Below are 20,588 nucleotides of genomic sequence, written 5' to 3'. Positions count from 1 at the left end.
CGCGCGTCCCCCACCGGCAACTCCCTCCCCCCATGAGGAGAACCATGTTCGGGTTCAACCGTGCCAGGAAGACGATCGTCGCCGCGGCGGCGACCGCCGCGGCCTCCGCTGCCGCCCTGCTGGCCGCCCCCGGCGCCGTCGCCGCTCCCCAGCCCATCGTCGGCGGTACGACCACCACCGCGAGCGCGTACCCGTACGTCATGCAGATCACGAACGCCTCGCAGAGCCAGTTCTGCGGCGGCACGCTCGTGTCCGCGACCAAGGTGATCACCGCGGCCCACTGTGTCGAGGGCAGAACGACCAGCAACACCCGTGTCGTCGGCGGCCGCACCTACCGCAACGGCACGGACGGCACCGTCCGGTCCGTCAGCCGCATATGGATCCACCCGAACTACACGGCCGCCGAGGACGGCAGCGACGTGGCCGTGCTGACCCTGTCGTCGTCGATGCCGTACGCCCCGGTCTCGTACGTCACCTCGTCGCAGACCGGCGTCTACGCGGCCGGCACCACCGCCCGCATCCTCGGCTGGGGCACCACCTCCTCGGGCGGCTCCTCCTCCAACCAGCTGCGCACCGCGACCGTGCCGACCGTGTCCAACTCGGTCTGTGGCAGCTCCAGTTCCTACGGCTCCGCCTTCAAGGCGAGCGACATGGTGTGCGCCGGTTACACATCCGGCGGCGTGGACACCTGCCAGGGCGACAGCGGCGGTCCCCTGATCATCGGGGGCGTCCTGGCAGGTATTACTTCCTGGGGTTACGGCTGCGCCGACGCGCAGTACCCCGGTATCTACACCCGGCTGACCACCTTCTCCAACACGGTGGCCGCGCAGATCAACTCATAGCGGCGCGAGGCCGGCCCGCGAGCTCCTGAGGCACATCCTCAGGTGATACCAGGGGGCGTTGCGAACCTGCCACGAGCGGTTCGCAGCGCCCCCTCTCCACGTCCGCCACGCCCTCGACGTCCGCCATGTCCCCCGCGTCCGCCATGTCCCGACGGCGTCCCGGTCGCGTCAGTTCGCGACGGTGCCGAAGCGGATGTCGTGCGCGCCGCCGCCCTCGCGCCCGCCCTCATCCCCGCCCTCACCGGGGAGTGTCCGGAGGGTGCGCTCGGCCTCCGCGACGAGGTCGGTCCGCTGCTCCGCGGTGAGGCGAACGAACGGCTCCAGGACGAGGGCGGGCCCGTCGAACTTCCAGATCCCCGCCAGGAACCCGTCGACGAGAAAGGTGCGGTACGCCTGATTTCCCTGCCAGCTACGGCCCTTGAGGTCGGGCGGTACGACACGGGAGCGGTCGGCGTGGGAGAGGAGCAGGTTGTCGAACTCGGGCAGCAGACGGGGCGGCGCCGGGGTCTGCGGGTCGGGACGGGGCGCGTCGGGGAGGTCGAAGAGTTCGACACCGCTCTCGTCGCGGAAGGTGACCAGCTCGGGGCGCAGCCGCTCGAACGCCTCACGCAGCCGGGTCAGGCCGGCCCAGGTCTGCATGTCCTTGACGGAGGCGGGTCCGAAGGCGGCGAGATAGCGGCGTACGACGGTCTCGGGCGCCGGGGCCGGTGCGGCGGGGCGGCCCAGCCAGTGCTCGGCGGTGGTCAGCGCGACCTGGCCGCTCCTGCCCCACAGTCCGCGCGGGGTCACCTGCACCAGCGGCAGCCGGCAGCGCGCGGCGACACCGAGGGCGAACGGATCGGCGTCGGGCCACTCGACGAGCAGTGCCTCGCGCAACTGCTTGAGGGTGCGCGGCTCGTCCTCCACCAACTCCCGGGCGAGGGAGGCGAGCCGGTCGAGGTCGACGCCGACGAGGCCCTTGCGGAACAGCTGCAGTTCCCGTTCACGGGCGGGCTGCACGAGGGGCCGCAACGTGAGGCAGTCCTCGGCGGTGTGGGTGTGGATGGTGGACCGCATGGTGACGATCCGGACGACGGCGCGCTCCGCCATCAGCGTCGACAACTGCTCGGGGGCGAAGCCCTCCAGGCGGGCGGCGAGGGCGTAGTACGGCGGTTTGACGTTCTGTGCCTGGAGCCCGAGCAGATGCTCGACGGCACCGTTCACCGGCAGTTCGGCCACGGGCGTGCGGCGCAGCAGCAGTTGCCGGGCGAGGGTGGAGCGGTTGAGGGCGCGGGCGCCGAGCAGGGGTGCGGTCGAGGTCGCCTTCTTCGTCATGAGGCAAACGCTAACGGCCGTTGCGGACAGCTTCTGTCCGCGACGCCCGGCGGGAGGACAGTGGCTGTCCGCGACGCCCGGCGGGATCGGAACTCCCGGGGCCCGTGCCACGGCCCCGGATATCCTGCTCGAAGATCACACAGACAGATGTGCGACTCCGGAGGCGAACCGATGGCCGAACGACGTGCCCGCCCAGCCTCGAAGAGCGCCAGGGGGTCGGTCTGGCGCCGCGCGCTGACCCCGCCCGCGCCGCCGGCGGGCCGACCACCGGCGCCCCGTCCCGGACCGGCGGAACCGGAGCGGCCGGACCGGGCGGCCAGTGTCGTCCAGGCGGTCCTGTACGAGGACGGCGTACGGGTCGCCGCGCCCGCGTCGCTCGCCGAGACCTACCGCGCGCTGCGGGAGGCACCGTCGGGCATGGCGTGGATCGGGCTGGCCCGCCCCACGGAGGGTGAACTGCTGTCACTGGCAACGGAGTTCGACCTCCATCCGCTCGCCGTCGAGGACGCGATGGAGGCCCATCAGCGCCCCAAACTGGAGCGCTACGGCGACACCCTGTTCGTCGTGCTGCGCGCGGCCCGCTATCTCGACGCGCCGGAGGAGGTCGACTTCGGCGAGCTGCACGTGTTCGTGGGGCCGGACTTCGTCATCACGGTCCGCCATGGCGCGGCGCCGGACCTGTCGGCGGTGCGCCGCCGTATGGAGGAGACCCCGGAACTGCTGAGGCTGGGTCCGGAGGCGGTGCTGTACGCCATCCTCGACGCGGTGGTGGACGACTATGTGCCGGTCGTCGCAGGCGTGCAGAACGACATCGACGAGATCGAGACCGAGGTGTTCCGGGGCGATCCGGAGGTGTCCCGCCGTATCTACGAACTCTCCCGCGAGGTGGTCGAGTTCCAGCGGGCCACCCGCCCCCTGGTCGGCATGCTGCACGGCCTCATGGCCGGTTTCACCAAGTACGAGACGGACGACGAACTCCAGAGCCACCTCCGCGACGTGGCCGACCACGTCGCCCACACCAGCGAACGCGTGGACGGCTTCCGCCAAGCCCTCACGGACATCCTCACGGTGAACGCCACGCTGGTGACCCAGCAGCAGAACGCGGAGATGCGGGCCCTGGCGGAGGCGGGCTTCGAACAGAACGAGGAGATCAAGAAGATCTCCTCGTGGGCGGCGATTCTTTTTGCTCCCACACTCGTGGGAACCGTTTACGGCATGAACTTCACGCACATGCCGGAGCTGAGCTGGAGCTTCGGATACCCCTTCGCGATCGGCCTCATGGGGGTTGTCTGCGCCAGTTTGTACGTGATCTTCAAGCGACGGGACTGGCTCTGAGTCCCTCTCCTCCTCGGGCAGAGACGCGCGCAGCTTGGCCGTCGGCCCCTCGCCGACGGGGCGGCGTCACCGCATGCCGGGAACGACCGCTCATGACCCTGTCCGCTCCCAGCCGCGATGCGGGGCCCGGGCGCCGAGTTGGACGTCGCGGCTGCGGTAGACGATGTAGGGGCGGGTCAGGTAGCCCAGCGGCGCGGTGAGCATGTGGACGAGCCGGGTGAAGGGCCAGGCCGCGAAGAGCAGCAGGGCACTGATGGCGTGCAGCTTGAACAGCACCGGGGCGCCGGACATCAGGTCCGGGTCCGGCTGAAAGTAGAAGATGGAACGGAACCAGGGGGAGATGGTCTCGCGGTAGTCGTATCCCCCGCCGACGACGTTCGCGGCCACGGTCGCGGCCAGGCCCAGCCCGATGGTCAGGGCCAGCGAGACGTACATGGCCTTGTCGTTGCGGGTGGTGGCGGAGAAGACCGGGCCGACGGTCCGCCGACGGTAGATCAGGATGGCCAGCCCGCCGACGGTGGCGACGCCCGCGATGGTGCCGAGGACGACCGCACCGATGTGGTACGTGTGTTCGCTGATCCCGGCCGCCTCGGTCCAGCTCTTGGGAATGACCAGGCCGCCGATGTGGCCGAGGAGCACCACGATGATGCCGAAGTGAAACAGCGGGCTGCCGATGCGCAGCAGGCGCCGTTCGTACAGCTGGGAGGAGCGGGTGGTCCAGCCGAACTTGTCGTAGCGGTAGCGCCAGACGTGACCGAGGACGAAGATCGCGAGGGCGAGGTAGGGCAGGACGACCCACAGCAGCGTGCCGCCGGTGCCTGCCTCCGCCGCCAGGATGAGGCGCTGCGTGGACGCGGTCATCGGGGACCTCCTACGACGGGGTCGGGCAGGAACACGGGGGACGCGTACGGGTCGAGGCCGACCTGTTCCTCGGGCGGGCCTTCGGCGGCGAGGCGCATGACGGCTTCGCGGTCGTCGCCGGCGAGGGCGGGCAGGGTGGCGGAGACGGAGTCCAGGACGTGGGCCCAGGGCGAGCCGTCGCCGTTCAGGGCCAGGCGCAGCAGTTCCACTCCGGCACGGTGTTCGGTCAGCAGGCGCGCTCCGGTATCCGGGTCGGTGGCGGCGAATTCGAGCACGACGGCGAGGTGGTCGGGCAGTTCGTCGTCGCCCAGGCGCCATCCGTCGGCCGCGTAGGTCTGCTTCAGCCGCAGCAGGCCGAGGCCGCGTTTCCTGGTGTCGCCGTGGGCGTAGTAGGTCAGGTAGAGGCAGCAGCGCTTGCGGTGGTCGAAGGTGGCGACGTAGGCGGCGGCCAGGTCCGCGAGGGCGGTCTGCCCGGCGTGTGCCATGAAACGGAGCAAGGGGCGCGCGACCGGTTCCGGAAGGGTGGCAGCGACCCTGGCGGCCAGGGCAAGGTGCTGTTCGAACTGCTCGTCGGGATAGGCGAGCAGCAGGGACTGGGCCTGCCAGGCGTAGAGGTGCCAGGGCTCGGTCCGGGCCGCCCGAGTGGTCTTCCTCTTCATGGCTTCGGCTCGACCTCCCCCGCACTGTCTTTGCCGGTGCCGGCTCCGCCGCCCATCGGTTTGTCCGGGAAGAGGCCGGGTGGGGAGCCCTTGCCGTCCCAGTTGAGAAGGTTGACGCGGGTGGCCTTGTCGGTGGGCGTTGCGGCGGTGTCGGAGGTCTGCCGGTCGCGCAGGGCGTGGAAGTTCTCCACAGCGATGGGCGCCGCGCCTCCGGACGTTTCACCGAAGGGGCCGGAGCCGCCCATACCGGGGCCGCCCTCGTAGTCCAGGCTGCACTCGGTGGCGAGTTCTTCGAGCTTGTGAGCCTGTTCGGCGTGCGCCGAGGGGATGACGTAGCGCTCGTCGTACTTTGCCAGGGCCAGCAGCCGGTACATGTCGTATACCTGCTCACCGCTCATGCCGACGGCCTTGGGGATGGCGTCGTTCGGCTCTCGGCCGAGGTTGATGTCGCGCATGTACGAGCGCATGGCCGCCAGGCGGCGCAGAACCGCGTCCACCGGCTGTGGATCGCCCGCGGTGAACAGTTGGGCGAGGTAGTCGACGGGGATGCGCAGGGAGTCGACGGCCGCGAAGAGGTTCTGGTGGTCCTCGGCGTCCTGACCGGTGTCGCGTACGGCGTCGACGACCGGGGACAGCGGGGGGATGTACCAGACCATCGGCAGGGTGCGGTACTCCGGGTGCAGTGGCAGGGCCACCTTGTAGGTGTTGATCAGGGCGTGGATCGGGGAGCGCTGGGCCGCTTCGATCCAGTCCCGGGGGATGCCCGCCTTCTCCGCCTCGCGTACGACGTCGGGGTCGTTCGGATCGAGGAAGACCTTCCGCTGGGCCTCGTACAGGTCGGTGTCGTCGGGGGCGGAGGCGGCTTCCAGGACGCGGTCGGCGTCGTAGAGGACGAGGCCGATGTAGCGCAGCCGGCCGACGCAGGTCTCGGAGCAGACCGTGGGAAGGCCGACCTCGACGCGTGGGAAGCAGAAGGTGCACTTCTCGGCCTTGCCGGTGCGGTGGTTGAAGTAGACCTTCTTGTACGGGCAGCCGGTCACGCACATCCGCCAGCCGCGGCAGCGGTCCTGGTCGACCAGGACGATGCCGTCCTCCTTCCGCTTGTAGATCGCGCCGGAGGGGCAGGAGGCCGCGCAGGACGGGTTGAGGCAGTGCTCGCAGATCCGGGGAAGGTAGAACATGAAGGTCTGCTCGAACTCGAACTTGATCTTCTCGGAGACCTCGTTCAGCAGCACGTCCTGCTCACTGGTCGCGGTCGATCCGCCGAGGTCGTCGTCCCAGTTCGCCGACCAGGAGATCTTCATGTCCTTGCCCGAGATCAGAGACCTGGGCCGGGCGACCGGGGTGTGATCCTGCAGCGGGGCGTTGGTCAGCGTCTCGTAGTCGTAGGTCCAGGGCTCGTAGTAGTCGTCGAGGGATGGCAGCTTGGGGTTGGAGAAGATCTGGATGAGCTTCTTGAACCGGCCGCCCGCCTTCAGTGCGAGGCGGCCCTTCTTGTTCAGTTCCCAGCCGCCCTTCCAGGTGTCCTGGTCCTCGTAGCGGCGGGGGTAGCCCTGGCCAGGGCGGGTCTCGACGTTGTTGAACCACACGTACTCGACGCCGGTGCGGTTGGTCCACGCCTGTTTGCAGGTGACCGAGCAGGTGTGGCAGCCGATGCACTTGTCGAGGTTCATCACCATCGCCATCTGGGCCATACAGCGACCAATAGTGACTCCGTCACGAGGCATGTCAGTACTCCACCTCCTGGTTGGCGCGGCGGCGGATGACGGTGACCTCGTCGCGCTGGTTGCCGGTGGGGCCGAGGTAGTTGAAGGCGTACGAGAGCTGGGCGTAGCCGCCGATGAGGTGGCTGGGTTTGATCAGCAGGCGGGTCAGGGAGTTGTGGATGCCGCCGCGCCGGCCGCTCGTCTCGGTGCGGGGCACGTCGATGAGCCGGTCCTGGGCGTGGTGCATGTAGACGGTGCCTTCCGGCATGCGGTGGGAGACGACCGCGCGGGCCGCGACCACGCCGTTGCGGTTGACCGCCTCGATCCAGTCGTTGTCCTTCACGCCGATCTTGGCCGCGTCGGCGGTGGACATCCAGATCGTCGGCCCGCCCCGGGACAGCGACAGCATGAACAGGTTGTCCTGGTACTCGGAGTGGATCGACCACTTGTTGTGCGGTGTCAGGTAGCGCACGGTCACGCCGAGTTCACCGGTTTCGCCGACCTGTGGTTCGTCGAACAGCGCGTGCATATTCAACGGTGGCCGGTAGACGGGCAGTTGCTCACCGAGTGCGGTCATCCAGTCGTGGTCGAGATAGAAGTGCTGGCGGCCGGTGAGGGTGTGCCAGGGCTTGAGGCGTTCCACGTTGACGGTGAAGGGCGAGTAGCGGCGCCCGCCCGTCTCCGAGCCCGACCACTCCGGTGACGTGATGACCGGGACGGGGGCTGCCTGGGTGTCGGCGAAGGTGATCTGCTTGCCCTCGTGCTCGGCCGCCAGGTCCGCGAGCTGTGTGCCGGTGCGGGTCTCGAGGGTGTGGAATCCCTGGGTGGCCAGGTGTCCGTTGGTGGTGCCGGACAGGGCGAGGATCGCCTCGCAGGCGTGCGCGTCGCGGGCGATCGAGGGCCGCCCGTCGGCCGCGCCGCCGCGCACGACACCGTTCTTGTGCCGCAGGTACTGAAGCTCCTTGTCCACATGGAACGTGATGCCCTTGGTCGTGGCGCCGAGGCTGTCCAGCAGGGGCCCGAGGGCTCCCATCTTGTCGGCAACGGAGCCGTAGTCCCGTTCGACCGTCACCAGCTTCGGCATGGTGCGGCCCGGGACCGGCTCGCACTCCCCCGCCTTCCAGTCCCGCACCACCCCATGCGGATTGGCCAGTTCGTCGGGGGTGTCGTGCAGCAGGGGCGCGGCCACGACATCCTTGCGGACGCCGAGATGTTCGGCGGCCTGACGGCTGAACTCCCGGGCGAGGGTGTGGAAGGCGTCCCAGTCGGTACGGGTCTGCCAGGGCGGGGCGATCGCCGGGTTGAAGGCGTGGACGAAGGGGTGCATGTCCGTGCTGGACAGGTCGTGCTTCTCGTACCAGGTCGCGGCCGGCAGGACCACATCGGAGAAGACCGTGGTGCTGGTCATGCGGAAGTCCAGCGTCAGCAGCAGGTCGAGCTTGCCCTCGGGGGCCTCCTCCCGCCACACCACCTCCCGCGGGCGCGCGTCCGGCGGCGCCTCGCCGGCCCGTACCGACGCGTCGGTGCCGAGGAGATGCTTGAGGAAGTACTCGTTGCCCTTGGCCGAGGAGCCCAGCAGATTGGCGCGCCACACGGTCAGCACGCGTGGGAAGTTCTCCGGCGCGTCCGGGTCCTCGCCCGCGAACCGCAGCCGCCCCGCCTTGAGCTCGTCCACGATGTGCTCGGCGACCGGACGGTCGGCTGCCGCTGCCTCGTCGGCGAGATCCAGCGGGTTGCGGTCGAAGGTGGGATACGACGGCATCCATCCCATCCGCGCCGACTGCGCGATGACGTCCGCCGTGGTCTTCCCGGCGAACGGACCGCCCGTGCCGGCCGCCGCGAGGGTGCCGGCGGAGAAGGGGTCGTAGCGGAACTGGTCGCTGTGCAGATACCAGTACGCGGTCTGGATCATCTGCCGGGCCGGCCGGTTCCAGTCGGAGGCGGTTGCGATCGCCGAGTAGCCGGTGATCGGGCGGACCTTCTCCTGGCCGACGTAGTGGGCCCAGCCGCCGCCGTTGACACCCTGGCAGCCCGTGAGTGTGGTGAGGGTGAGGAAGGACCGGTAGATGGTGTCGGAGTGGAACCAGTGGTTGGTGCCCGCCCCCATGATGATCATCGAGCGGCCACCCGATTCCTCGGCGTTGGCCGCGAACTCCCGGGCGATCCTGGCCGCCTTCTCCGCAGCGACGCCGGTGATCGCCGCCTGCCAGGCAGGGGTGTACGGCTCGTCCGCGTCCTCGTACGACGTCGGCCACTCGCCCGGCAGCCCCTCCCGGCCCACCCCGTACTGGGCCAGCAGCAGGTCGTACACCGTGGTCACCAGCCGCCCGCCGACGCGGTGCACGGGAACCCCACGTCGCAGCCGTCCGGCGCTGCCGTCGGGAACGTCGAAACGGGCCAGTTCGACGGCAACCGGTGCCTCGTCAGTGCCTTCGGCGGACAGGAGAGGGTCGATGGCGCCGAGATCCAGGTTCCATTTCCCGGCCCCGCTCTCGCCGTAGCGGTCACCGAGCGTGCCGTTCGGCACCACCGGCTGCCCGGTGGCCGCGTCCAGCAGCACGGTGCGGAACTCCGCGTGCTCGGCCTCGGCGTACGCGCCGCCCAGGTCGGCGGCGGTCAGGAACTTGCCCGGCCGGTAGGTGCCCGGCGTGCCGTCGATCTCGTCGAGGGCGATGAGGAAGGGCAGATCGGTGTACTTCTTGACGTAGTCGGTGAAGGACGGCGTGGCCCGGTCGACGAAGAACTCCTTGAGGATCACATGCCCCATGGCCATCGCCAGTGCCCCGTCGGTGCCGGGCTGGGCCGCGAGCCACTCGTCGGCGAACTTCACGTTGTCCGCGTAGTCGGGCGACACGGCCACGACCTTCTGGCCGCGGTAGCGGGCCTCCGTCATCCAGTGCGCGTCCGGCGTGCGGGTCACCGGCAGGTTCGAACCCCACATGATCAGATAGCCGGCGTCCCACCAGTCCCCCGACTCCGGTACGTCCGTCTGGTCGCCGAACACCTGCGGCGAGGCCACCGGCAGGTCGGCGTACCAGTCGTAGAACGACAGCATCGCCCCGCCGAGGAGGGAGTAGAAGCGGGCGCCGGCGGCATGGGAGACCATGGACATCGCGGGGATCGGTGAGAACCCCGCCAGCCGGTCCGGCCCGTACTCCTTGATGGTGTGCACATGCGCGGCGGCGACCATCTCCACCGCCTCGTCCCAGCTCGCCCGCACCAGGCCGCCCTTGCCGCGCACCTGCTTGTAGCGGCGGGCGCGTTCCGGGTCGGAGACGATGTCCGCCCAGGCCGCCACCGGGTCGCCCAGCCTCTGTTTGGCCTCCCGGTACATCTGGAGGAGCACCCCCCGCACGTACGGGTAGCGCACCCGGGTCGGCGAGTAGGTGTACCAGGAGAAGGCGGCGCCGCGCGGACAGCCGCGCGGCTCGTACTCGGGGCGGTCCGGGCCCACCGACGGATAGTCGGTCTGCTGCGCCTCCCACGTGATGATGCCGTCCTTGACGTACACCTTCCAGGAGCACGAGCCGGTGCAGTTGACGCCATGGGTGGAGCGGACCACCTTGTCGTGGGACCAGCGGTCCCGGTAGAACTCGTCCGCCCGCCGGCCGCCCTTGCGGTGCAGGGTGCGCAGGTCGTCCGAGACCTCCGCCTTGGTGAAGAACCGGCGGCTGCGCACCAGCGCCTCCACCAGGTCGCTGTCCATGCCCACCCGTGCCCGTTCCGGGCTGGTCTCGGTGCTCACCGTGCCACTCCACCCCGGACACCTCGGGCGCCCGTTCGAATTGTGATCGGTCCCGGCCGATGACGACTCTACGACCACCGCCCCCAGCAGGGTCAACAGCCACTCCAGGAGAAGCGTGCGGCTTGGTAAAGATCGTCGGCGTTCAGGGTCGGTTACTCGGACGCTGAGTGACCAACCTGTGCAGGTCGGCCCCGTGCCCCGCTCGGCCGAGCGGGGCACGGGGCCGACCTGGGCTGCTCCCCTGGCGACGCCGGAATGCGGCCGGTCAGGCGGCGGGCTGGGGCAGAGCGCTGCCCGCCTGTTCGCGTACGGCCTCGACCGCTTCCCACTCCTCGGTGCTGAGATGGGCGAGTGCGGCAGGGAAGACGCCGTCCTGCTCCTTGAGGATGTGGTCGCGCAGCATGGCCGTCGCCTCGACGAGCCGGTCCGGCCACGTCGGGTCCGCGGGTGTCACTCCGTCGGCGGCCTCGGCCAGCACCGCGTCGATGCGACGGTGCTCGGCCTCCAGGGCGGCGATCTGGTCGGGGAAGTCTCCGGCCATCGCGGGGAACAGGCCGTGCTCCTCCACTTGTGTGTGGGGACCGAGCACGGTCGCGATGTCGCGGGCGACCTTCGCCATCCCGGCCACGTCCCCGGCCTGCTGGGCGGGGCGGAGATGACTGATCAGACGGACGACCTCGTCATGCTCGCGGGTCAGCTCACCGATCGACGTCAGCGACTGACATCCGCAGTACTCACACACCGGTTCTTCTCCTTGTGGCTCGTGGTCCTCGGATCGTGTGCCGTCCTTGGCCTCTGTTCGCCTCGTCCGCCGTCATGCGGTGGTGCCGGCGGTGGTGTGGTGCCGGTGCCGACGGCCGGCGCGTGGCTTGCGCTTGCCGCCACCGGCCGCCGTGCGGACGCCGGTGAGGGTGTAGGCCAGCGCGGCGGCGGCGACGACGGCAAGCAGGGCCAGTCCGGCCGCGTACGTGCCGTACTCGCCGTACAGGGAGCCCATGACCAGCGGCGGGAGGAAGCCGCCCAGGCCACCCGCGGCGCCGACCACTCCGGTGACCGAGCCGACCTGGTTGGCCGGGGTGCGCAGGGCCACCAGCGCGAAGGTCGCTCCGCTGCCGGCACCGAGCGCGGCGGCCATGGCCAGGAAGGCGATGGTGCCGATCAGTGCCAGAGCCGGGGTGAACGCCTGCGCGACCGCCCCGGCCACGACCACGGCCAGCGAGCCGGCCAGCACCCGCACCGGGCCGATCCGGTCCGACAGCCAGCCGCCGACCGGCCGCATCGCGACGGCCAGCAGGACGAAACCGGCCATCCGGTTGGCGGCGTCGGCCTGGGTGAGGCCGTAGCCGGTCTTGAGGTAGGTCGGCAGGTAGACGGAGAAGGCGACATAGCCGCCGAACGCGACCGCGTACAGCGCGGATGCCTGCCAGGTGATGGGCAACCGGGCGGTCGCCGCAAGGCGCCGGACCAGCGGCTCGGTCGGCACGGTGCGGCCAGGCGCGTCGCGCAGCAGCAGCCAGGCGGTCACGGCGTAGACGGCGAGGACGGCCGCGGTGATCAGGAAGGGGGTGGACATGCTGTTGGCGTCGACCAGCTTCACCGTGGTCAGGGCGCTGATGGCGGTGCCGCCCATGCCGGCGCCGAAGACACCGATCGCCAGCCCGCGCCGCTCGGGCGGGAACCAGGCGCTGACCAGCGGCACGCCGACCGCGAAGGCGGTACCGGCGACGCCGAGGAAGAACCCCCCGACCAGGAGTGCGGTGAGCGAGGAGTGGCCGGCCAGGCCGAGGTAGAGGACCGGCACGATGGTGGCCGCCGACACGATCGGGAACATCACCCGGCCGCCGAACCGGTCGGTCAACGCGCCGACCGGGATACGGCCCAGCGAGCCCACCACGACCGGAACCGCCACCAGCAGCGACTGCTGGAAGGAGGACAGCTCCAGAGTGTCCTTGAACCGGGGGCCGAGCGGACTGAGCAGCGCCCATGCCCAGAAGTTGACGGCGAACCCGATGGTGGCCAGGGCCAGCATCAGCCAGGCCCGGCCGGGCACCGGCGTACCCGACCCTGTCCTGTCGCTCTCCCTCGTCGACGGCTGAACCATGGTGTCCGTCCCTTCCCTCTTACGCTTGTCCTGTGGCACGGGAGCGCACACGGGCCTCTCGCCCTGAGTTCGGCACCCTCAGCCACTGTCCTTTTCCGGACAGCTCCGCGGCATGGGCCATGGGTCCCTGCCTCCGGGCAGAGGGTCCCTGAGCGGATCAGGCCGCCTTTCCCTCTTTGTGACCTACGCCCCGAACAGCTCATACGACTCGTCCGGTCCCGGCGCTGCCGGCTCACGGAGGGGCGCAGAAGAGGGCCGCCCGGCCCTACCGTGCGCAGGGGTGCCCGCCGACGATGGGCTGATGCTCGAGAACAATGCCTTTCGCGCTCTCGACCGGCGGGAGTGCTTGCGCCTGCTGGCCGAGGTGCCGGTCGGCCGCGTGGTCTACACCCGGCAGGCCCTGCCCGCGGTCCTGCCCATCAACTTCTCGCTTGACGCGGACGCCTGCGTCCTGCTGTTCACCTCGGCAGGATCGGACCTCATGCGCGCCATTGACGGTGTCGTGGTCGCCTTCGAGGCGGACGAGTTCGACGCGGAGACCCGGTCCGGCTGGAGCGTGGTCGTCACCGGGCGGGCCACCGCGGTGACCGACCCCGCCGAGCACCGGCGCCTGTCACGGACCGGCCGGCAATCCTGGATGCCCGTGCGCGACGGAGTCTTCGTACGGATCGAGTCGACGCTGGTCACCGGGCGCGAACTCACCGGGGCACGCACCGTGCAATGAGCCGCAACCGATGCGGGTGCTTCTGACTCGGGCGTGCCGGGCGTCGCGACGCCGCGGAGATCCATCAGAAGGGCCCTGGCCCAGCCAACGCCTGCGCAGTCATCCGGACGGTCGGTGGATTTTTACGAGGCGTACCAGCGCGCCTCCGGTGACGGCTGCGACGGTGGCCGCCATGAGGAGACCGGCAAGGGCGCCGATGCCGGCGATCAGCACGGGAGACTGACCGGGACGCCACAGCGGCATGGCTGTCGCGCAGAAGACGGCGAGTCCGGCCAGCCAGGCGGCAGCGGTGGCGGGGATCCATGCGCCCGCGCCGGTGATGTGGCGTCGCAGCACCCACCACTGGGCGGTGCCCAGGCTGAGCAGCAGAAGCAGCCCATCGACGGCGACCAGGCCGGCTGCGGCCGGCCAGTATCCGATACGTGGAAGCATCACCGAGGGCATCAGCCCCAGCAGCCAGGCGGCGCCGGCGGCCACCGCGGTGGCCGCCACCCATCGGCGCGGCCGCAGATCGGGCAGGACTTGGTGCAGCACATGGGCCTGAGCCGCGCCCAGCAAGGCTCCCTCTGCCATTCCCGCCGCGACCAGCACGGGCCACTCGATCGCTGTGGAAGTTCCGCCGACGGCGGCTGCCGCCGCGGCCGGGACGCAGAAGCCCGTGGCCTCTCCCAGTGTTGTCCAGCGCCACCACCGGCCCCACAGTTGCCGCCCCGTCGGAAGTGCCGGCTCGGCTGTGGGGTCTTCGCGCCCGGTCTGCTCGCCTGAAAGGCGGCCAGACGCCAAGGTGATCACGACCATGGGGTTGTCGGGGCTGACGCGGGCGTGTGGGTGGCGTCGGCGGTAGACACGCTCCGCAGCGGCACGACCGGGATGTCCCGCCGGCACCAGGCGCCCAAGACCCTCATGGGGCACGCCCTCGGCCAGCACGCCGACCTGACGGGGCTGAGTGAAGTTGCGCCACCACTGCTTGTCGGCGGCTCGGCCCACCATCACCACGAGCTGGTCGTCGTCGCGCGCGTACCGCACAGGCAGGCTCACGGGGCACCCGGTACGACGTCCCAGGAAGGTCAGTGCGCACAGGCCGGGCAGTGCCGTGTGCCATCGTGACCGCAGCGCCGACAGCACGACGCGGTTGACCGGTCGCGGCCGACGTGCCGAGGTGACCGGATTCGTCGCCGACACGCTCTCTGTGTCCATGTGCCCAGGGTCCGTGCGGTCGCGCGGTTCCGGCCAGGGCCGTTCGTCTCCGCAGGAAGAGCCGAACGGCTTCGGCGTCGCGGAGCCTGGTGAGAGCCGGCCCCGCGCCAGTTCGGGCCGGACACGGCGCCACGTGGACGACGCTGCTGTCCTGCGATGGGGACCTGTCAGCGATCCTGAGCGAGCTGACAGTCCTCGCGGCCTTCGCCACCGCCCTGGTCACCCTCGCGTCCGTCGCCCTGGGCCACCGGCTGACCACCAGCGCCGGGACATGACCGCCCATCCACCCTCGCCCAGGGGCCGGCCGGCCCTCACGCCTGAGCGTCATGACCCCATCACGCACACCTCGCCGGACAGCGCTCCTCGGTGCGGTGGTGGTGGCCTCGGAGCCTCGGCACGGGTGACCGCGCTCGGCGCCGACAAGGACGACGCCTTCGTATCGCTCCCAGGGGGAGGCGTCCACCAGCCTCAGCGGCGGACCGTGCCGGATGGCCTGATCCACTGCCCAGCCGACCGCCACGAGGCTCGCATCCGACCCGTCGCCCTCCACGGCAAAGGGCAACTCCATCGCCCTCACGGCCTTTCGCCGAACCGTCGCAGACCAGCAGAGAGGTCCATCTCCTCCGTCGCAGCCGGGACTGGGCCGCAGGAGGGGCGGTTCGGCATCTGCCGGCGGAGGTTCGTCCCACGCCTGTCCGTGCCGGAAACCGGGGCAGCGGCCCTCTCACTCAGTCGCCGGGCCGGACGGGCGCCACGGGAGGGCCGCTCGGCCCTGCCACCTGCCCGCTCGGTCCCTGGGCGCGCAGGTGGCCGCGCCGCACGCTGGACTCGAAGCCCGGAGGAGAGCCGACCGGGGACCGTCGCGCAAGCGCAGGAGGACAGGGATGAGACCCACGAAGATCGGCGCTCTGATGGCCCGTGACGTCGTCACGGCGGAGTACGGCACTCCCTTCAAGGACGTGGTACGGCTGCTGGGCGAACACCGCATCAGCGGGCTCCCGGTCGTCGACGAGGACGACAAGGTCATCGGAGTGATCTCGGAGACCGACCTGATGCTCCGGCAGGCCGAGGAGCCCGGGGAGGAGACGTGGATCGGCCGGCTGCGTCGCCTGCGCCACAGTGCCCGGGAGACGGACGCAAAGAGCCGTGCCCTTACCGCCGGCGGGCTGATGTCGGCACCCGCCGTCACCGTACGAGCCGACGCCACCGTCCCCGAGGCCGCCCGGCTGATGGCCGAGCACCGCATCGAGCGGTTGCCCGTGGTGGACGAGGAGGACCGGCTCGTCGGCATCGTCACCCGCCGCGACCTGCTGACGGTGTTCCTGCGCACCGACGACGAGATTCGACAAGCCGTGGAGCAGGAGGTCATCGTCGACACACTGTGGCTGGCTCCGCGCACCGTCACGATCTCCGTGCAGGACGGCGTGGTCACCCTCGCGGGCCATGTCGAACGACGCACCGAGAAGTCCATCTCCCTCGCCATGACGGGTCGGATGGACGGCGTCGTCGGCGTCGTCGACAAGCTGTCCTACCGGATCGACGACACACACCTCCAGCCGGCCGCACAGGCCCTGCACGGCGTGGCCGACGACTGGCTGCGCAGGCTGTGACATCCCTGCCCGGCTCCTGGCAGATCCGCAACACCCCGTGGTGAGCGGGCGAACGAATGGAGGCAGCCATACCTCACCGGACGAGGACCCGCTCCCCGGAACGCGGCACGACGGCGGTCCAGCCCAGTGTCCGGTCGATACGGTCGCGCAGCGCCTCGGCCGCGTCGGGCTCTCCGTGCACCAGGTACGTCGCCTGCGGGGCTTCGGCGCCGCGCAGCCAGTCGATGATCTGAGCGGCGTCGGCGTGGGCCGAGAAGTGCGGTACGTCGGCGACGGTGGCGCGCACCGGGACGTACTCGCCGAACATCTTCAGCGCCCTGACACCGTCGACCAGGTCACGGGCGCGGGTGCCCTGTGCGCAACGCCGTCGTCGTGTGCCGCCCGCACCAGCCGGGGCAGGTATCCGCAGTGGTCCAGGTGAGCGTGGGTGACCACCACCGCCTCGATGTCCGCGGCGTCGCAGGGCAGGCCTCGCCAGTTGCGCCTGCGCAGATCGGCGAGGCCCTGGAAGAGCCCGCAGTCGATCAGGACACGTGCGTGGTCGCTCTCCACGAGGAACTTGCTGCCGGTGACCGTCCCGACACCGCCCGCGAACGTCAGCAGCGCGGGCCGGGAAGACGAGGGATGCAGTGCCTCAGTGGTCATGACGCGGGTCTCCTCCGGGTGCGGCCGACCGGCCCTGGCTGCTTCGTGGCAGAAGCGGTGGGATGGACTCGATGGGCGCGGCAAAGCGGTTGAGGGAGCGCACCGCAGCACTGCCGTGCCCTCGCCTTGTCGATCACGTCGTACGCCACTGCGCCTGTGGTGCCGGAGTCCTCAACTGTGGACTGACGTGCGTCGGTCGGTCGGCTCAGGTCGGCGCGGTGCGCAGGCCGACGGCGGCCGGTGCGCACGACGGCGCAGCAGGCGGACGGCGAGCGCATCAAGGCTCGCCGTGAGAACCGTCGTCATGGCTGTCGCGACGACCAGCAGAACCGCAAACCGCTCCCAGAACTCCGGCGTGAGACTCGTACCCACTGCCCTCACTCCCCCTTCGTGTCGGCGTGCTTCTCCTTACTCCCAGCCAACTCCCCTATGGATGAAGGCACATGAGCCGTCCGGTCCGAAACAGAGGCCTGGAACGGCCCTTGCGTGGGCCGGCACGGTCTGGTCCGGCCTGTCCACGGTGTGGAGGAACGGCTCAGGGATGCTTTCCGTCCCTCCCCTGGTCGTGCCTCCAGCCTGCGGGGACACGGCAGCCCGCCATGCCATGGGTCAAGAGGCCCCGCTACGGGGCCGCACGGTCTTTGCCGCGGGGGCGCTCGGTCTGTGGGGCAAGGACCTGGAGGACCTGTCACCCGCCCTGCGCCCGGGCGCAGTCTGGGCACGCAAAGGGAGCATCGGGGAGGGGAGAGAACATGGCGACCGTCATCTTCGACAAGGCCACACGGAGATTCCCGGGGATGGACCACCCGGCCGTCGACGCGTTTGATCTGGAGATCGCCGACGGCGAGTTCATGGTGCTGGTGGGGCCCTCCGGCTGCGGGAAGTCCACAGCGTTGCGCATGCTCGCCGGGCTGGAGGACGTCGACTCCGGTGCCATCCGCATCGGCGACCGGGACGTGACCCACCTGCCGCCCAAGGACCGTGACATCGCGATGGTGTTCCAGAACTACGCTCTCTACCCGCACATGACGACGGCGGACAACATGGGCTTCGCCCTGAAGATCGCCAAGAAGCACAAGGACGACATCCATCGCCGTGTCACGGAGGCTGCCGGCGCGCTCGGCCTCGGCGACTATCTGGACCGCAAGCCCAGGTCGCTCTCCGGCGGCCAGCGCCAGAGGGTCGCGATGGGGCGGGCCATCGTCCGCGAGCCGCAGGTGTTCCTGATGGACGAGCCGCTGTCCAACCTGGACGCCAAGCTGCGCGTACAGACCCGGACCCAGATCGCCTCGCTGCAACGGCGACTCGGCACGACGACGGTGTACGTCACCCACGACCAGGTGGAGGCCCTGACCATGGGCGACCGCGTGGCGGTCATGAAGGACGGCGTGCTGCAGCAGGTGGGGACGCCGAAGGAGGTCTTCCAGCGCCCCGCCAACGCCTTCGTGGGCGGTTTCATCGGTTCACCCGCGATGAACCTCTTCCGACTCCCCCTCACCACGGATGGAGCCGAGCTGGGCGGCCTGACCGTGCCGGTGCCGCGGACCGCCCGCGAGGCGGACGCCACGGAGATCCTGCTGGGTGTACGGCCCGAGCAGTTCGAGATCCTCTCGCCCGAGGACCTGGAGACTCCGGCACTGGATCTCGTGGTCGACGCGGTCGAGGACACCGGTGCCGTCGCCTACGTCCACGCGACCGCCAAGGCCGGGCAGGAAGCCGTCCCGGTGGTAGTCCGTCTCCCCGGGCGACCGGTTCACGCCAAGGGGGAGCAGCTGCGGGTCACCGTGTGTCCGGAGGACGTCCACCTCTTCTCGGCCCGGACAGAGCTGCGGCTGCCGGCCGACGGGAGCTGAGGGCCCGCTGCCCACCGATGGGGCCGGACGCCCCCTGTCAGGCCCGGACGGCCCGTGGTGACCCGCGCCCGCCCGGGCACAGGCTGCCGTGAGGAGCCTCAGGGCCGGGTTCGGACGGGCACGAGACCGACAGGAGCATGACCGCCGTGCCCGGCAGTAACGGCCCCGACAGCTGAGGAGGCCGCCCCACCGGCGAGGGCAGGACCGTCGGGTTCGCGCTCAGGCGGTGAGAGCTACCGGTTCGTCACCGGCACCCGCCAGCACAGCACGGTGCCGCCGGTGGCCGGGCTGGTCCACTTCAGGTCCCCGCCCAACTGCTGCGCACGTTCCGCCATGTTGCTCAGGCCGCTGCGTCGGCCCTCGGCCGGGATACCCACGCCGTCGTCGGAAACCTCCAGCCGCACTTCGCGCCCGTCGGTCTCCAACGCCACCTCGGCGCGGTTGGCCCGCGCGTGCCGGGCGACGTTGGTCAGGGCCTCGGAGAGGACGGCCACCACGTGGTCGGCGATCTCCTTGGGCACGTGGGTGTCCAGCAGGCCCTCCATCCGCAGGCTCGGCGCGAATCCCATCACCGGCGCGGTCTCGCCGACCACGCGCACCGCCCGTGCCCTCAGGCCGGGTCCGGCTGCTTCGTCATGCGTCCTCAGACCGAAGATCGTGGACCTGATGATCTTGATGGTCTCGTCCAGGTCCTCCACCGCCCGCACCACGCGCTCCGAGGCCTCCGCGTGCTCGATGAAGCGGCCGGCGCTCTGCAGCGTCATACCGGTGGCGAACAGTCGCTGGATCGCCAGGTCGTGCAGGTCCCGGGCGATCCGGTCGCGGTCCTCGAGCATCGCGATCTGCTCTGCGTCCCTGCGACGTTCGGCCAGTTCCATCGCCACCGCGGCCTGTGCCCCGAAACCTTGCAGTGGTTCGGTTTCCTGGTCCGCGAACACCTTCCGGCCCGCCTCACGGACCAGCAGCACGACGCCTCGCAGCCCGTCGCCCGAGCCGATGGGGACGGCCACGGCCGGACCGAGGCCGGTGAAAAGCCGGAGATTTGTCGAAACTCGCTCGTCTTGGGAGATGTCAGGGCTGGAGACGGGAGTGGCGTCCGAGAAGGCCTGGCCGATCAGGCTGCTGTTCATGGGCAGCACCAGTCCGCGGTGTGCCTCCGCCTCCTGGCCGATGGCCAACTCCACCGTCAGCGAGTCCGTGTCCGGCATCGGCAACGCGACCACGGCCAGGGCGGCGCCGGTGATCTCCCGGGCCCGTTCGGCGATGAGGGCGAGGACCTCTCCGCGCTCGCTTCCGGACATCAGGCTGTGTGTGATCTCCGCGCTGGCCTGCAGCCACCGCTCGCGCAGCCTGGACTCCTCATACAGCCGGGCGTTGTCGATGGCCACACCGGCGGCCACGGCCAGGGTGGAGAGCACCGACTCGTCGTCGTCGTCGAACTGCGCCCCGCCCCGCTTCTCGGTCAGGTAGAGGTTGCCGAAGACCTGGTCGCGCACCCGGATCGGAACGCCCAGAAAGGTGTTCATCGGCGGGTGGTGGGGCGGGAAGCCGTACGAGGAGGGATGCTCGGAGAGCTTCGTCAGCCGCAGCCGCTCCGGGTGGCGGATGAGTTCACCGAGGATGCCGTGGCCCTCCGGGTAGTTGCCGATCTGTACGACCTGCTCGTCGCTGACGCCGACCGTGAGGAAGTCCGACAGCCGCTTGCCGTCCGGACCGATCACACCCAGGGCGGCGTACTCGGCGTCCACCAGCACGGCCGCGGCCTCCACGATGCTACGCAGCGCCTGTTCGAGGTCCAGCTCCCGGCCGACCGAGAGCACCGCCTCCAGCAGGCTGTGCACGCGGTCACGGGTGCCGCGGGCCGCGTCCAGGCGGGCCTGAAGCTCCTCCAGCAGCTCGTCCAGCCTCAGCTGGGGCAACCGTACGCGGGTCTCCCGAGGCTCCTCGGAACTTCCCACCCCTGATCCTCCAGGTCCCCATCAACCGTGTCGACAAC

The 20,588-nt window shown here is 70.3% G+C and carries 17 protein-coding genes; 6 read left to right on the top strand and 11 right to left on the bottom strand.

Annotation, left to right across the window (positions count from 1 at the left end; all coding sequences use genetic code 11):
• The first annotated feature begins 44 nt into the window (after nt 1-44).
• Complete coding sequence (locus AOK15_RS00530; protein ID WP_055511474.1) at nt 45-842, top strand: S1 family peptidase; 798 nt, start codon at nt 45-47, stop codon at nt 840-842.
• A 168-nt stretch (nt 843-1,010) separates the two neighbouring features.
• On the opposite strand, the gene AOK15_RS00525 is transcribed toward AOK15_RS00530, so the two are convergent.
• Nucleotides 1,011-2,156, bottom strand: a complete 1,146-nt coding sequence (locus tag AOK15_RS00525) for a winged helix DNA-binding domain-containing protein (protein ID WP_055511472.1) — start codon at nt 2,154-2,156, stop codon at nt 1,011-1,013.
• 171 nt (nt 2,157-2,327) lie between these two features.
• Between AOK15_RS00525 and AOK15_RS00520 the strand changes: the two genes are divergently transcribed.
• Nucleotides 2,328-3,491 carry a magnesium and cobalt transport protein CorA gene (locus AOK15_RS00520; RefSeq protein ID WP_055511470.1) on the top strand — a complete coding sequence of 388 codons (1,164 nt, stop codon included), beginning with the start codon at nt 2,328-2,330 and terminating at the stop codon, nt 3,489-3,491.
• Nucleotides 3,492-3,581: 90 nt separating this feature from the next.
• Here the strand turns inward: AOK15_RS00520 and narI are convergent, their stop codons facing one another.
• From narI to AOK15_RS00490, 6 genes are all read right to left on the bottom strand, one after another.
• Nucleotides 3,582-4,352, bottom strand: a complete 771-nt coding sequence (gene narI / locus AOK15_RS00515) for a respiratory nitrate reductase subunit gamma (RefSeq protein WP_055511468.1) — start codon at nt 4,350-4,352, stop codon at nt 3,582-3,584.
• The gene (gene narJ / locus AOK15_RS00510) at nt 4,349-5,011 is read right to left on the bottom strand and encodes a nitrate reductase molybdenum cofactor assembly chaperone (RefSeq protein ID WP_055511466.1); all 663 of its coding nucleotides are present in this window, start codon (nt 5,009-5,011) and stop codon (nt 4,349-4,351) included. The genes narI and narJ overlap by 4 nt, the downstream gene beginning before the upstream one ends.
• Nucleotides 5,008-6,738 carry a nitrate reductase subunit beta gene (gene narH, locus AOK15_RS00505; RefSeq protein ID WP_055511464.1) on the bottom strand — a complete coding sequence of 577 codons (1,731 nt, stop codon included), beginning with the start codon at nt 6,736-6,738 and terminating at the stop codon, nt 5,008-5,010. The genes narJ and narH overlap by 4 nt, the downstream gene beginning before the upstream one ends.
• A 1-nt stretch (nt 6,739) precedes the next feature.
• Nucleotides 6,740-10,423 carry a nitrate reductase subunit alpha gene (locus AOK15_RS00500; protein WP_055511489.1) on the bottom strand — a complete coding sequence of 1,228 codons (3,684 nt, stop codon included), beginning with the start codon at nt 10,421-10,423 and terminating at the stop codon, nt 6,740-6,742.
• A gap of 304 nt (nt 10,424-10,727) precedes the next feature.
• Entirely contained in the window at nt 10,728-11,204 is a 477-nt protein-coding gene (locus tag AOK15_RS00495; protein ID WP_055511462.1) for a hemerythrin domain-containing protein, read from the bottom strand.
• A 72-nt stretch (nt 11,205-11,276) separates the two neighbouring features.
• Nucleotides 11,277-12,563, bottom strand: coding sequence for a nitrate/nitrite transporter (locus AOK15_RS00490; protein WP_079058224.1), 1,287 nt, complete (start codon nt 12,561-12,563; stop codon nt 11,277-11,279).
• A gap of 301 nt (nt 12,564-12,864) precedes the next feature.
• Between AOK15_RS00490 and AOK15_RS00485 the strand changes: the two genes are divergently transcribed.
• The gene (locus tag AOK15_RS00485; RefSeq protein ID WP_055511485.1) at nt 12,865-13,287 is read left to right on the top strand and encodes a pyridoxamine 5'-phosphate oxidase family protein; all 423 of its coding nucleotides are present in this window, start codon (nt 12,865-12,867) and stop codon (nt 13,285-13,287) included.
• A gap of 99 nt (nt 13,288-13,386) precedes the next feature.
• Here AOK15_RS00485 and AOK15_RS46010 read toward each other — a convergent pair whose 3' ends face one another.
• Nucleotides 13,387-14,325 carry a hypothetical protein gene (locus AOK15_RS46010; RefSeq protein ID WP_205632065.1) on the bottom strand — a complete coding sequence of 313 codons (939 nt, stop codon included), beginning with the start codon at nt 14,323-14,325 and terminating at the stop codon, nt 13,387-13,389.
• Nucleotides 14,326-14,573: 248 nt separating this feature from the next.
• Here AOK15_RS46010 and AOK15_RS44775 point away from each other — a divergent pair, with 248 nt between their 5' ends.
• Together AOK15_RS44775 and AOK15_RS00470 are read left to right on the top strand one after the other, a co-directional pair.
• Nucleotides 14,574-14,759, top strand: a complete 186-nt coding sequence (locus AOK15_RS44775) for a hypothetical protein (protein WP_055511460.1) — start codon at nt 14,574-14,576, stop codon at nt 14,757-14,759.
• Nucleotides 14,760-15,368: 609 nt separating this feature from the next.
• On the top strand, nt 15,369-16,094 hold the full coding sequence (locus AOK15_RS00470; protein WP_055511458.1) for a CBS domain-containing protein: 726 nt from the start codon (nt 15,369-15,371) through the stop codon (nt 16,092-16,094).
• A gap of 73 nt (nt 16,095-16,167) precedes the next feature.
• Here the strand turns inward: AOK15_RS00470 and AOK15_RS46380 are convergent, their stop codons facing one another.
• Both AOK15_RS46380 and AOK15_RS46375 read right to left on the bottom strand, forming a co-directional pair.
• A complete protein-coding gene (locus AOK15_RS46380; protein ID WP_055511456.1) occupies nt 16,168-16,401 on the bottom strand; it encodes an MBL fold metallo-hydrolase RNA specificity domain-containing protein in 234 nt (77 codons plus the stop codon).
• A 2-nt stretch (nt 16,402-16,403) separates the two neighbouring features.
• Nucleotides 16,404-16,739 carry an MBL fold metallo-hydrolase gene (locus tag AOK15_RS46375; protein WP_055511454.1) on the bottom strand — a complete coding sequence of 112 codons (336 nt, stop codon included), beginning with the start codon at nt 16,737-16,739 and terminating at the stop codon, nt 16,404-16,406.
• A 752-nt stretch (nt 16,740-17,491) separates the two neighbouring features.
• Here AOK15_RS46375 and AOK15_RS00455 point away from each other — a divergent pair.
• A complete protein-coding gene (locus AOK15_RS00455; RefSeq protein ID WP_055511452.1) occupies nt 17,492-18,592 on the top strand; it encodes an ABC transporter ATP-binding protein in 1,101 nt (366 codons plus the stop codon).
• Nucleotides 18,593-18,825: 233 nt separating this feature from the next.
• Here the strand turns inward: AOK15_RS00455 and AOK15_RS00450 are convergent, their stop codons facing one another.
• Entirely contained in the window at nt 18,826-20,550 is a 1,725-nt protein-coding gene (locus tag AOK15_RS00450; protein ID WP_055511450.1) for a sensor histidine kinase, read from the bottom strand.
• Between the last annotated feature and the right edge of the window lie 38 nt (nt 20,551-20,588).

Source organism: Streptomyces ossamyceticus (assembly GCF_001418475.1).
In the GTDB taxonomy this organism is placed as follows: Bacteria; Actinomycetota; Actinomycetes; order Streptomycetales; family Streptomycetaceae; genus Streptomyces; species Streptomyces ossamyceticus.
This window is presented reverse-complemented; position numbering and strand designations above follow the sequence as displayed.

Excerpts from the sequence above, each read along its gene's own strand:
- AOK15_RS00530 (WP_055511474.1), top strand. The coding sequence starts at position 45 with ATGTTCGGGTTCAACCGTGCCAGGAAGACGATCGTCGCCGCGGCGGCG.
- AOK15_RS00525 (WP_055511472.1), bottom strand. The coding sequence starts at position 2,156 with ATGACGAAGAAGGCGACCTCGACCGCACCCCTGCTCGGCGCCCGCGCC.
- AOK15_RS00520 (WP_055511470.1), top strand. The coding sequence starts at position 2,328 with ATGGCCGAACGACGTGCCCGCCCAGCCTCGAAGAGCGCCAGGGGGTCG.
- narI (WP_055511468.1), bottom strand. The coding sequence starts at position 4,352 with ATGACCGCGTCCACGCAGCGCCTCATCCTGGCGGCGGAGGCAGGCACC.
- narJ (WP_055511466.1), bottom strand. The coding sequence starts at position 5,011 with ATGAAGAGGAAGACCACTCGGGCGGCCCGGACCGAGCCCTGGCACCTC.
- narH (WP_055511464.1), bottom strand. The coding sequence starts at position 6,738 with ATGCCTCGTGACGGAGTCACTATTGGTCGCTGTATGGCCCAGATGGCG.
- AOK15_RS00500 (WP_055511489.1), bottom strand. The coding sequence starts at position 10,423 with ATGGACAGCGACCTGGTGGAGGCGCTGGTGCGCAGCCGCCGGTTCTTC.
- AOK15_RS00490 (WP_079058224.1), bottom strand. The coding sequence starts at position 12,563 with ATGGTTCAGCCGTCGACGAGGGAGAGCGACAGGACAGGGTCGGGTACG.
- AOK15_RS00485 (WP_055511485.1), top strand. The coding sequence starts at position 12,865 with ATGCTCGAGAACAATGCCTTTCGCGCTCTCGACCGGCGGGAGTGCTTG.
- AOK15_RS00470 (WP_055511458.1), top strand. The coding sequence starts at position 15,369 with ATGAGACCCACGAAGATCGGCGCTCTGATGGCCCGTGACGTCGTCACG.
- AOK15_RS46380 (WP_055511456.1), bottom strand. The coding sequence starts at position 16,401 with ATGTTCGGCGAGTACGTCCCGGTGCGCGCCACCGTCGCCGACGTACCG.
- AOK15_RS46375 (WP_055511454.1), bottom strand. The coding sequence starts at position 16,739 with ATGACCACTGAGGCACTGCATCCCTCGTCTTCCCGGCCCGCGCTGCTG.
- AOK15_RS00455 (WP_055511452.1), top strand. The coding sequence starts at position 17,492 with ATGGCGACCGTCATCTTCGACAAGGCCACACGGAGATTCCCGGGGATG.